Origin of the sequence: Rhodococcus koreensis (assembly GCF_017068375.1) — a bacterium.
In the GTDB taxonomy this organism is placed as follows: Bacteria; Actinomycetota; Actinomycetes; order Mycobacteriales; family Mycobacteriaceae; genus Rhodococcus_F; species Rhodococcus_F koreensis.
Genome location: NZ_CP070609.1, coordinates 5,647,599 through 5,659,624 on the forward strand (window position 1 = coordinate 5,647,599; position 12,026 = coordinate 5,659,624).

Here is a 12,026-nt window from a genome sequence, read left to right on the forward strand (position 1 = left end):
GTGACGTCCCTACTACTAGTTGTTCGGCCGGTCGGAACCGACCACCCACATCGAGAAGTACTGCGAACCGCCGCCGTAGGCGTGGCCGAGTGCCTTGCGCGCGTCCTTCACCTGGTGGTCGCCGGCGCGGTGCATCACCTGCATCGCCGCCTCTGCGAACCGGATCATCCCGGAGGCGCCGATCGGGTTGGACGACAGGACGCCGCCCGACGCGTTGAGCGGGAGCCGGCCGCCGATGGCCGTCTCGCCCGCCTCGGTGAGCTTCCAGCCCTCGCCCTCGGCGACGAAGCCGAGATTCTCGAGCCACATCGGTTCGAACCAGGAGAAGGGGACGTAGATTTCGGCCACGTCGATCTCGTCGAGCGGATCCTTGATGCCCGCGGCCTTCCACAGTGCGGCCGACGCGTCCCGTCCGGCCTGCGGATTCACCTGGTCGCGTCCGGCGAACGTGGTGGGCTCGGTGCGCATCGCGGTCGCGTGTATCCAGGCCACCTCACGGCCGTCCGCGACGACCTGCTCGGCGGCCTCCTCGTTGCCGATCACCAGCGCGCAGGCGCCGTCCGAGGACGGACAGGTCTCGTCGTAGCGGATGGGATCCCACAGCATCTGCGAGGCCTGCACCGATTCGAGCGTGATGTCGGGCTGCTTGAGGTGGGCGTACGGGTTGAGGCTGCCGTTCAGCCGGTCCTTCACCGCCACCATCGCGCCGATGTGATCGGGTGCGCCGGACCGCCGGATGTACGAGCGGACGTGCGGGGCGAAGTACCCGCCCGCGCCCGCGCCGACCGGCATGTGGAACGGAATCGGTGTGGACAGCGCCCACATGGCGTTCGACTCGGACTGCTTTTCCCACGCCACCGTCAGCACCCGCTTGTGCACCCCCGACTTCACGAGGCTCGCCGCCACGCACGCGGTCGAACCGCCGACCGAGCCCGCGGTGTGCACACGCAGAAGCGGTTTGCCGTTGGCGCCCAGTGCGTCCGACATCGCGAGCTCCGGCATCATCGACCCCTCGAACAGGTCGGGGGCCTTGCCGATCACGACGGCGTCGATGTCGTCCCAGCCCACCCGCGCGTCTTCCATCGCGCGGTCGATCGCCTCGCGCACCAGCCCGGCCATGGACACGTCGTGCCGTTTCGCCACGTAATGGGTCTGACCGGTGCCCAGTACGGCGGCCAATTGATTCGCCATCAGTTGCCTCCCTCCAAGACTGCGACCAGATTCTGTTGCAGCACAGCACCACTCGTGGCGTGCGCCAGCGTGCGCCCGGCGTTGCCGTCCATGATGGCCTTGGCTGCGTAACCTATGCGTTCCAGACCCGCGGAGAACATCGGGTTCCCGCTCAGCGGGCCGCCCGACGGGTTGATCGTCGTCGCATCGGACAGCCCGATGGCCTCGCGGAGGATCAGTTCCTGATGGGTGAACGGTCCGTGCAGTTCGGCCACGTCGATACCGCCGACGTCCCCGCCGGTGGCCGCCCGCGCCGACGCCGTCGTCGACGGCGAGACCGTCAGGTCACGGGCGCCGAAGTTCGGGGAGTCGATCCGATGCTCGATCCCGGTGATCCACGCCGGTCGCTCGCACAGCTCTCGGGCACGGTCTCCGGAAGCGAGAACGACGGCAGCGGCGCCGTCCGTGATCGGCGCGCAGTCGTGGGCGCGCAACGGATCCGCGACGAACGGTCTCGCGAGCAGTTCGTTGATGTCGACGTGCCCCGACAACTGGGTGTTCGGGTTGCTCTCGGCCGCGGCCCGGCTGCGCGCGGCCACCGCCGCCATCTCCTCGGACGTCCACTTCCCGGCGTCGAGTCCGAGACGCGCCTGCAGTCCGGCGAGCGACACCGAGTCCAGGGCCAGTGGCGCGACCAAGTAGGGGTCGAGTTGCATGGACAGGACCTTGCGGAGATTGCCGGCCGAGGACTTCCCGAACCCGTACACCAGGGCCGTGTCGACCTCGCCGGTCATGATCTTGATCCAGGCCTCGTAGAACGCCCAGGCGGCGTCCATCTCCACGTGCGACTCGTTGATCGGGGGTACCGCGCCGATCGAGTCGACCGCCGAGATGAAGGAGAACGCACGGCCGGCCAGGTAGTCCGAGGATCCCGAACACCAGAAACCGATGTCGGACTTGGTGATCCCGAGATCCTCGTACAGCTGCTGGAAGCAGGGAACCAGCATCTCGACGCCGTTGGTGGTGCCGGTGGTCTCACGCACGTGCGGTGCGTGCGCGAACCCGACGACTGCGATATCTGTCATTGTGCCGCGCCCTCACAGGTGGTGTTTGTAGGTGTCGTACTCGGCGTCGGGCTCGCCCGTCGGCCTGAAGTACTCGATGTTCTCGAGCGTGTAGTCCCACTCCTCGCGTGGCTTCCACTTGGCCTCCACTCGCATGCCCATCCGCACGTCGGCGGCATCGCAGTCGAGGATCAGGTGCAGGAACGCGATGTCCGCGCCGTCGAGCAGCACGTAGGCGGCGACGTACGGCGGCTTGATCCGCTGCCCGAGGAAGGGGACGTTCACGATGCAGAACGTCGTGACGATGCCCCGGTCCGGCAGTTCCACCTGCTCCTTCGTCGGGATGCCGTCGGTGGGGTTGGCGCTGCGCGGCGGGATGTACACCTTGCCGCCCGGGCCGGTGCGGCCACCGATCAGCTTGCCCTCCTTCAACCCTCGGAGGTAGAAGCTCTCCTCGGCGGACGCGGAATGCAGGTAGTCGAGATCGATCGGCGTCGTGACCATCGTGACCGGTTCCGACTCCGAGGCCGGTCCGGGTTCGCCCGTCGACTCGCCGGGTTCGAAGCACACGATGTCCTGGATCCGCCCGACGCGTTCCTGCGCCCACCGTGCCCGCACCCGCATGCCCGTGCTCATTCCGGCAGGGGAGGCGACGTCCACGGCATGCACCAGCGACGTGTCGGCGCCGTCCAGCTTGATCAACGCCCACGCGAACGGGGTGGTGAGAGGTTGCCCGGCAATGGGTTCCGGCATCCACGTCCAGCTCACCACGGTGCCTGCGTCGGACACCCCGACGAAGTCGGTGAGTGGTTCGGCGGTGTCCGGGTCGAATTCGGGCGGTGGGACGTAGACGCGTCCGTCCGAGCCGCGGGCGCCGATGACCTTGCGGTCGCGCAGCGCGGTCACGAAGGCGCCGATGGTCGGGCCCACCGATCGGGTGTAGTCGAATTGAAGTTTCAGCGGGGCGCTCAACGGTTCGTTCGAGAATTTTTCGGCCACCGCGCTCTTTCCCATGCTCACAACTTCGAGTAGAACAGGTTCTAGTGTTTGTGGCAAGGGTCACTTCTGACGACGGTCGATGCGGAGGCACACGATGAAGCTCGGGTTGCAACTCGGATACTGGGGCGCACAGCCGCCGGCGAATGTCCCGGAGTTGATCGTCGCGGCAGAAGCCGAGGGATTCGACGCCGTCTTCGCCGCCGAATCGTGGGGATCCGACGCCTTCACCCCCCTCGCCTGGTGGGGTTCGAGCACCGACCGCGTCCGCCTGGGCACGTCCGTCGTGCAGATCTCCGCGCGCACACCCACCAGCACCGCGATGCACGCACTCACCCTCGACCACCTCAGCGGCGGCCGGGCGATCCTCGGGCTCGGCGTGTCCGGGCCGCAGGTCGTCGAGGGGTGGTACGGGCAGCCGTTCACGAAACCGCTCGCCCGCACCCGCGAATACGTCTCCATCGTCCGGAAGGTGCTGGCGCGGGAGGAACCCGTCACCAGCGACGGCCCGCACTTCCCGCTGCCCTACACCGGTCCCGGCAGCACCGGACTCGGGAAGCCGCTCAAGCCGATCACCCACCCCCTCCGCGCCGACATCCCGATCTGGCTCGGCGCCGAAGGTCCGAAGAACGTCGCGCTCACCGCCGAGATCGCCGACGGCTGGCTCGCCATCTACTACTCACCCCGCCTCGCGCCCATGTACAACGAATGGCTCGACGAAGGCTTCGCCCGCCCCGGCGCCCGTCGCAGCCGCGAAGAATTCGAAGTCGCGGCCACCTGCCAGGTCATCGTCACCGACGACCGCGCCGCCGCCATCGCCGGCCTCAAACCCGTCACCGCCCTGTACGTCGGCGGCATGGGCGCCCCCGAACTCAACTTCCACGCCCAGGTTTACACCCGCATGGGTTACGGCGAACAGGTCGACGAAATCGGACGCCTCTTCCGCGCCGGCCGCAAGGACGAAGCCGCCGCCGTCGTCCCCGACGAAATGGTCACCGAAACCATGATCATCGGCAACGTCGACGAAGTCCGCGCCGACGTCAAACGCTGGGCCGACGCCGGCGTCACCATGCTCCTCGTCTCCTGCCGCGACGCCGACCACGTCCGCGAACTCTCCGCCGCGGTCCTCGGCTGACTGTCCTCCGCGCACCCGGCTGCCTGCCCTCTGACCGCCTCCGCCCCCGGGTCTTGGTCTTCGGACGAACGGGACGCTCGTTGCGTCAGATCGAACGAGCCTCCCGTTCGTCCGAGCCGGGAACGTGGGTTATCCACAGGGCGCAGATTCGGCCTGTCGTGACGCGCCGTCCGCTGGCAGCATGAGTTGATGCGACGGGGGATTTGGGGACAGCAGCCGGATTTGCTCGATCAGGTGGGAGTGGCCGGCGTCGTCCGGACGTCGGAACTCGAACGCCTCGGATTGGCTCGATCGACGATCTCGGCGCGGTGTCGGTCCGGTGGACCGTGGCAGCGCCTCCTGCCGGGAATCGTGCTCCTCCAGAACGGGCAGCCGTCGTTCCAGCACAGAGTGCTCGCAGCTCTTCTGTTCTGCGGCCGGAACTCGCTCGTCACGGGACGTTCGGCCCTGCGGTGTCACGGTTTCGGGAGTTACTCCGCCGACGTGGATGTTCTCGTCGCGGTCGACCGTCGGGTGCAGTCCACGGGTTTCGTCAAGGTCGAACGCACGTCGCGCATGCCTGAGGCCGAGCTGCGCGGAAACGTCGCCTGCGCACCGTTGCCGAGGGCCCTGCTCGACGCCGCGCGCAGGTGCATGACGCTGGACGCGGCGCGCGCGACGATCGCGGAAGTCGTCCAGCGCGGAGCGGTCACGGCGGAAGAGCTCGCCGTCGAACTCGACGCGGGAAGTGGTCGTGGATCCGCCATCCCGCGAATTGTTCTGCGGGAAATGAAGGACAATGTCCACTCGGTCGCCGAGGCCCACGCGCGGCGGTTGTGGCTGCGCAGTGGGCTTCCCGAGATGGTGTTCAACAGGAAGATCGTCGATATCGACGGACGGTTCATCGCGATGCCGGACGGTTGGATCGACGAGGTCGCGCTCGCGTGGGACATCGACTCGCTCGATTGGCACCTCGCACCTCGGCAGTACAAGCACACCGTGGAGCGGCGGACGCGCATGCAGAACGCCGGCATCATCGTGCTGCCGACCTTGCCGAGCGCTGTCCGCGACCAGCCCGAGCAGGTGATCGCCGACCTGAGGGCTCACTTCGAACTTGCCGCGTCGCGTCCGCGGCCGAGCGTTCGGATGTTGCCCTAGCCGCGCCCTAGCCGCCCCCGCCCGCGGGACGAACGGGACGTTCGTTCGATCTAACGCAACGAGCGTCCCGTTCGTCCAGGAAGGAGGCGGTCAGCGGCCCTCGAACTTCGGCGCGCGCTTTTCGGAAAAGGCGCGCGGACCTTCCTTCGCGTCGGCGCTCTTGAAGACCTCGGTGCCGAGGGCGGCGTCGATCTGAAAGGCCTCTTCCTCGTGCATGCCTTCGGTGTCGCGGATGGTCTTCAGGATCGCCCGGACGGCGAGGGGACCGTTGGCGGAGATGAGGTCGGCGAGTTCGAGGGCCTTGTCGAGGGCCTGGCCGTCGGGGACGACGTGCCCGATGAGGCCGATTTCCTTGGCCTCGGGGGCCTTGATGTGACGTCCGGTGAGCAGGATGTCGGCTGCGACGGTGTACGGGATCTGCCGGACGAGGCGTACGGCGGAGCCGCCGAGGGGGAATAGTCCCCATTTCGCTTCGGAGACACCGAATTTGGCGCTCTCGCCGGCGACGCGGATGTCGGTGCCCTGCAGGATCTCGGTGCCGCCGGCGATGGCGGGACCCTCGACTGCGGCGATGAGAGGTTTGGTGAGGCGCCGTCCCTTCAGCAGCGCCTCGATCTTGGACAGGTCCCAGCCCGAATTTTTCCCCTCGCTCCGCTCGCCCGCGCCGGAGAAGGAGTCGCCGGGGTGCTGCGACGTCATGGCCTTGAGGTCGGCGCCGGCGCAGAAGGCACCGCCGGCGCCGGTGAGGATGGCGACCCGGATGTCCGGGTCGGAGTCGACCTGATCCCACGCGTCCCGCATGATCGTCATCATTTCGCCGGACAGCGCGTTCTTCGCCTCGGGGCGGTTCATCGTGACGATCAGGACGTGCCCGCGTTTCTCGACGAGGCAGTGCGGCGACTGTGCCGAAATGTCGGATTTCTCGGTCGTTGTAGAGGACACTGAAGTCTCCCGAAGGGTGTGTGAGCTGGCTCTCAAATTAGGTCTTGCCAGAAACGGTAACACGTTCTACTTTGTTGACGTGGCCCTTAATATCGCAGACCTCGTAGAGCACGCAATCGACCTCGTTCCGGACCGCGTCGCGTTGGTGTCCGACGACCGGGAAGTGACGTACGCGCAGATGGAGGAGAGGGCCAATCGCCTCGGCCACTACCTGCGTGAACAGGGTGTCCGGCCCGGTGACAAGGTGGGCATCTACTGCCGCAACACCATCGAGGCCATCGAGGCCATGGTGGCGGTCTTCAAGATTCGTGCGGTGATGGTGAACGTCAACTACCGGTACATCGAGAACGAGTTGCAATACATCTTCGACAATTCGGACATGGTCGCGCTCGTCCACGAACGCCGGTACTCCGACAAGGTGGCGAATGTGCTCCCCGAGACGCCGCTCCTGAAGACCACCGTGGTGGTCGAGGACGGCACCGATCTCGACTACGAGGGGGTCGAATACGAGGCGGCGCTGGCGCAGGGTTCCCCCGACCGCGACTTCGGCGAGCGCAGCAATGACGACCTGTACATGCTCTATACCGGTGGCACCACCGGAAAGCCGAAGGGCGTGATGTGGCGTCACGAGGACGTCTGGCGGGTGCTCGGCGGCGGCATCAACTTCATGACCGGTGAATACGTCGAGGACGAGTGGGATCTCGCGAAGCTGGGTGCCGAGAGCCCCGGCATGACGCGCTTCCCGATCCCCCCGATGATCCACGGCGGCAGCCAGTGGGCGGTGTTCCAGAGTCTGTTCGGCGGCGGAAAGTGCGTGATGCACCCCGAATTCGACGGCCACGACGTGTGGCGGATCGTCGACCAGCACAAGGTCAACCTGATCTTCATCACCGGCGACGCGATGGCGCGCCCGATGCTCGACGCGCTGGTGGAGGGCAACGAGGCAAGCGGTGAACCCTACGACCTGTCTTCGCTGTTCCTGATGGCGAGTTCGGCGGCGCTGTTCTCGCCCAGCATCAAGGAGAAGTACCTCGAACTGCTGCCGAACCGGATGATCACCGACTCCATCGGTTCGTCCGAGACGGGTTTCGGCGGCCTCAGCGTGGTCGCGAAGGGCGACTCGCACGGTGGCGGCCCGACGGTGAAGATCGACGCGTCCACCTCCGTCCTCGGCGAGGACGGCAACCCGGTCGAACCCGGCTCCGGGGTCGTCGGCATCCTGGCGCGCAGGGGGCACATCCCGATCGGCTACTACAAGGACGAAGAGAAGACCAAGGCCACGTTCAAGGAGATCAACGGCATCCGCTACTCCATCCCCGGCGACTTCGCGCAGGTGGAGGCGGACGGCACGGTGACGATGCTGGGCCGCGGTTCGGTGTCCATCAACAGCGGCGGCGAGAAGATCTTCCCCGAGGAGGTCGAGGGCGCACTCAAGTCGCATCCCGACGTCTTCGACGCCCTCGTGGTCGGCATTCCCGACGAACGTTTCGGCCAGCGGGTGGCCGCCGTCATTCAGACCCGTCGTGGGGTGCGTCCGAGCCTGCACGAGATCGCCGACGCGGCACGCAAGGAGATCGCGGGATACAAGGTTCCGCGCAGCCTCTGGTTCGTCGACGAGATCAAGCGCTCGCCTGCGGGCAAACCCGACTACCGCTGGGCCAAGGAACAGACCGAGACCCGGCCGGCCGACGACCACAACGGCAACGGTTCGCCCGAAAGCAAAGGCGCGTAAATGCATACGAGTTTGAGTGAGAAGTTCGGCATCGAGTACCCGGTGTTCGGGTTCACGCCGTCCGAACACGTGGCCGCGGCGATCTCCCGGGCCGGCGGCCTGGGTGTGCTCGGCTGCGTCCGGTTCAACGATCCCGAGGAACTCGAGGCCGTCCTGGCGTGGATGGACGAGAACACCGACGGCAAGCCGTACGGCGTCGACATCGTGATGCCCGCGAAGGTGCCCACCGAGGGCACGTCGGTGGACCTGGAGTCGCTGATCCCCGCGGAACACCGCGCGTTCGTCGACCGGACCCTGTCCGAACTGGGGGTGCCGCCGCTGGATTCGGGTGCCGAGCACGCGACCGGTGTGCTCGGCTGGCTGCATTCAGTGGCGCGGTCGCACGTGGACGTCGCTCTGAATCATCGAATTGCGTTGATCGCCAACGCCCTCGGTTCACCCCCGAAGGACGTCATCGACCAGGCCCACGAGAAGGGGGTTCCGGTGGCCGCGCTGGCCGGCGCCGTGGAGCACGCGCGCAGGCACGTCGCGAACGGTGTCGACATCGTCATCGCGCAGGGGTACGAGGCCGGTGGGCACACTGGGGAGATCGCGTCGATGGTGCTGGTTCCCGAGATCGTCGACGCCATCGGGGATTCCGCCGCCGTACTCGCGGCCGGTGGTATCGGCAGCGGACGCCAGGTGGCCGCGGCGCTGTCGCTGGGGGCGGCGGGGGTGTGGATGGGGTCGTACTGGCTCACCACGTCCGAGTACAAACTGGGCAGCGCGTCGGCGGAGGGTCCGTCCGCGATCCAGCGCGCCCTCCTCGGGGCGACGTCGGCGGACACGGTGCGGTCCCGGATCTACTCGGGCAAACCCGCGCGCCTGCTCAAGACCAAGTGGACCGACGCGTGGTCGAAGCCGGACGCGCCCGCGCCGCTGCCGATGCCGCTGCAGAATCTGCTGGTCAGCGAGGCGCATCAGCGCATCGCCGCGTCCGAGAACCCGGATGTCGTGGCGATGCCGGTGGGGCAGATCGTCGGGCGGATGAACGAGATCCGGCCGGTGGCCGAGGTGATGGACGAACTGGTCAAGGGCTTCGACTCGGCGGTGTCCCGCCTCGACAGCTTCCGCTAGCCCAGGTGAGTGGCAAAGCGTGCGCCAGCACACTTTGCCACTCACCTGGGGGAGTAGCGGTCTCCGTCGCGGACCCACACCGGATCGGCGCACTGCGTGGCCTCGGCGCTCAGCGCGCGGGTGAGCACCTTGAACGTGGCCGTCCGCGGGAACTCGGCACACACCCGGATCAGACTCGGGCGCTGCTTCGGACCCAGATCGGATTGCGCGTCGAGGAAGTCCGCGAAGGCCACGGGATCGAACTCCCGGGTCGGTACGACGGCTGCCATCACCCGGTCCCCGACCTCGACGTCGGGCACCCCGTACACCGTCACCTGGGCGAAGCCGTCGTACCGCAGGAGGATGCGCTCGATGGGCGCCGAACCGAGGTTCTCGCCGTCGACGCGCAGCCACCCGGAACTGCGGCCCGCGAAGTAGACGAATCCCTCGGCGTCCCGGTAGGCGAGGTCGCCACTCCAGTACCGACCGTCGCGGATCCGTTCAGCGTCGGCCTCGGGATTGTTGTAGTAGCCCGCGAACGCCCCCGACCCCGCGACATTGACGAGTTCACCCGTTGCGGCCTCGGCGTTGACGACCCGGCCGGCCGCATCGAATTCGGCTGGCGGGCAGGGATCTCCGGTCTCGGGGTCGAGGATCGCGACGCCCTCGGGGAGCCTGCCCAGAGAACCCGGCGGTGCCCCGGGTGCCGAGGAGATGGCGATGCCGCCCTCGGTGGAGCCGAACCCGTCGATCACCGCGGTGCCGAAGCGGCGCGCGAACGCCGCGACCGCGGGAGCGGACCCCTCGTTGCCGTACATCACCCGCAGGGTGTTGTCGGCGTCGTCGGGCATGTCGGGAGTCGCCAGCACATACGACAGCGGCTTTCCGACGTAGTTGGCGTACGTGACGCCGAATCTCCGCACGTCGGGCAGGAAGTTCGACGCGGAGAACCTGCGCCGCAGCGCAATCGAGCTGTGCCCCGCGAGCGCCACGGACCACGCCGCCATCATGGCGTTCGAATGGAACATCGGCATCGACATGTACACGACGTCGTCCGGGGACAGCGCGAAGCGCTCGGCAAGCATGACGCCGGGGCCGGTGATCTTCGCGTGCGTGCAGCGCACCGCCTTCGGGTCGCCGCTCGTGCCCGACGTGAAGATGAGCATGAACAGGTCTTCGGGCGCGGCGGCCTTCGGGGTGAAATCGGGGCGCTCCTCGGCGAGCAGATCGGACCATGCCGGTGAATCCACGTCGACGACGGGAACACCGGGGTCGACACCGTCCAGCAGGGCGGACCGGCCGGATTCGGTGAAGACCACCTGGCAGTCGGCCAGCACGATGTCGCGGGTCAGCGCCTCCCCGCGCCGAGTGGTGTTGAGCCCCACGAGTACGGCGCCGGACAGCGCCGCCGCCCCGGCGAGCAGGGAGAACTCGGGGACGTTGTCCATCAGAACCCCGAAGTGCCGGGGCCGCTGCGCGTCGAGGAGGTGGTCGAGAATCGCGGCGCGGCGCAGGCTCGCCCGCACGTGTTCGGACCACGACACGAACCGGTCCTCGAAGTACAGCCCCTGCGCGCCGGAGTGCGCGACACCGAGCAGCAGGTCCGATACCGTGCGGGCGAGCGTGGCGGTCATGCCGGGACGGTGGCCAGTTCGGCGCCGAGGACCCGCAACTGCTGCGTGGCCGAACCGAGCCGGAACTCGAGCGCCTTGGCGGCGAGGAAGTACCGGTGCACGGGGTGGTCCTCGTCGAGTCCGACGCCACCGTGGACGTGGACGAGGGTGTGGGACACCCGGTGTCCGGCGTCGGACGCCCAGAAGTTGGCGGTCTGGACATCGCCTTCACTGGGCAGTCCCTCACTGAGCCGCCACGCCGCCTGCCACAGTGTGAGCCGGACGCCCTTCACGTCGATGTAGCCGTCGGCGAGTCGCTGGGCTACGGCCTGGAAGCTGCCGATGGGCCGGCCGAACTGCACCCGCTCCCGGGCGTAGGCCGCGGTGAGTTTCAAGGATTCGTCGAGGACGCCGTACTGATACGCGCACGCGCCGAGCGTGCCGCGCTCGACGATCCAGTCGACGATCTCGTGGCCCCGCTCGACGCTGCCGAGAATGCGGTCCCCGGCCAGTGACACTCCGCGGAGGGTCACCTCACCGACGCTGGCCAGGTCGACGGTCTGCTGGCGGGTGACGGTCACCCCGGCGTCGTCCGGGCGGACGAGGAAGACCGCGACCCCGTCCGGGGTGGTTGCCGGGACCAGGAAGAGGTCCGCGGACGGTGCCGCGTCGACCACGATCTTGATGCCGTCGAGCGTCCAGCCGTCCGCGCCGGGTTCGGCACGGGTCGTCGGCGCGGCCGGGTTGTCGCCCAGTTCCTCGTCGAGCGCCACGGTGAGGATCTTCTCGCCCCTCGCGGCCGGAGTGCCCCAATCGGCACGCTGCTGTTCGCTTCCGTACTGCGCGATCGCCCCAGCCGCCATCACGATCGACGACAGGTAGGGGACCGCTGCCACGGCACGGCCCAGTTCGACGAGAATGCTGCACTGCTCGAGGACGCCGAAACCATCGCCGCCCACCGACTCCGGCAGTGCGGCGCTCAGCACGTCGGACGACGCGAGCGCGGACCAGAGCCGGCGATCGAGACGGTCTTCCGCCGCGTCGAGTTCGCGCAGCCGGTCGTTGGTGACGAGATCCGAGACGATTCCTCGGGTGAGCCCGGCAAGATCCTGCTGGGCCTCGGTGGGAGTGAAGTCCATGGT

Annotated in this window: 10 protein-coding genes; 4 read left to right on the top strand and 6 right to left on the bottom strand. The window is 67.8% G+C overall.

All coding sequences use genetic code 11. The annotated features are described in order from the left end of the window. Positions 1-15: 15 nt before the first annotated feature. The 3 genes from JWS14_RS25940 to JWS14_RS25950 are packed head-to-tail and all read right to left on the bottom strand — an operon-like array spanning position 16 to position 3,248. On the bottom strand, positions 16-1,191 hold the full coding sequence (locus tag JWS14_RS25940; RefSeq protein WP_095863230.1) for a thiolase domain-containing protein: 1,176 nt from the start codon (positions 1,189-1,191) through the stop codon (positions 16-18). After that, positions 1,191-2,255, bottom strand: a complete 1,065-nt coding sequence (locus JWS14_RS25945) for a thiolase domain-containing protein (protein WP_206014745.1) — start codon at positions 2,253-2,255, stop codon at positions 1,191-1,193. Before JWS14_RS25945 ends, JWS14_RS25940 begins: the two co-directional genes overlap by 1 nt. Before the next feature lie 12 nt (positions 2,256-2,267). Beyond that, positions 2,268-3,248 (bottom strand): Zn-ribbon domain-containing OB-fold protein, encoded by a 981-nt coding sequence (locus JWS14_RS25950; RefSeq protein ID WP_072947869.1) that lies wholly within the window; start codon positions 3,246-3,248, stop codon positions 2,268-2,270. Positions 3,249-3,327: 79 nt separating this feature from the next. Here JWS14_RS25950 and JWS14_RS25955 point away from each other — a divergent pair, with 79 nt between their 5' ends. Together JWS14_RS25955 and JWS14_RS25960 are read left to right on the top strand one after the other, a co-directional pair. After that, the gene (locus tag JWS14_RS25955) at positions 3,328-4,365 is read left to right on the top strand and encodes an LLM class F420-dependent oxidoreductase (protein WP_206014747.1); all 1,038 of its coding nucleotides are present in this window, start codon (positions 3,328-3,330) and stop codon (positions 4,363-4,365) included. A gap of 189 nt (positions 4,366-4,554) precedes the next feature. Then, positions 4,555-5,502, top strand: coding sequence for a hypothetical protein (locus JWS14_RS25960; protein ID WP_206014748.1), 948 nt, complete (start codon positions 4,555-4,557; stop codon positions 5,500-5,502). 90 nt (positions 5,503-5,592) lie between these two features. Here JWS14_RS25960 and JWS14_RS25965 read toward each other — a convergent pair whose 3' ends face one another. Next, on the bottom strand, positions 5,593-6,444 hold the full coding sequence (locus JWS14_RS25965; protein WP_206014750.1) for a crotonase/enoyl-CoA hydratase family protein: 852 nt from the start codon (positions 6,442-6,444) through the stop codon (positions 5,593-5,595). 79 nt (positions 6,445-6,523) lie between these two features. Between JWS14_RS25965 and JWS14_RS25970 the strand changes: the two genes are divergently transcribed. Continuing rightward, on the top strand, positions 6,524-8,176 hold the full coding sequence (locus tag JWS14_RS25970; protein ID WP_072947876.1) for an acyl-CoA synthetase: 1,653 nt from the start codon (positions 6,524-6,526) through the stop codon (positions 8,174-8,176). Then, entirely contained in the window at positions 8,177-9,292 is a 1,116-nt protein-coding gene (locus JWS14_RS25975; RefSeq protein ID WP_206014752.1) for an NAD(P)H-dependent flavin oxidoreductase, read from the top strand. It abuts the gene before it with no gap. A 41-nt stretch (positions 9,293-9,333) separates the two neighbouring features. On the opposite strand, the gene JWS14_RS25980 is transcribed toward JWS14_RS25975, so the two are convergent. Together JWS14_RS25980 and JWS14_RS25985 are read right to left on the bottom strand one after the other, a co-directional pair. Beyond that, entirely contained in the window at positions 9,334-10,905 is a 1,572-nt protein-coding gene (locus tag JWS14_RS25980) for a long-chain-fatty-acid--CoA ligase (RefSeq protein ID WP_095863235.1), read from the bottom strand. Continuing rightward, positions 10,902-12,023 carry an acyl-CoA dehydrogenase family protein gene (locus tag JWS14_RS25985; RefSeq protein ID WP_095863236.1) on the bottom strand — a complete coding sequence of 374 codons (1,122 nt, stop codon included), beginning with the start codon at positions 12,021-12,023 and terminating at the stop codon, positions 10,902-10,904. Before JWS14_RS25985 ends, JWS14_RS25980 begins: the two co-directional genes overlap by 4 nt. Positions 12,024-12,026 lie beyond the last annotated feature (3 nt).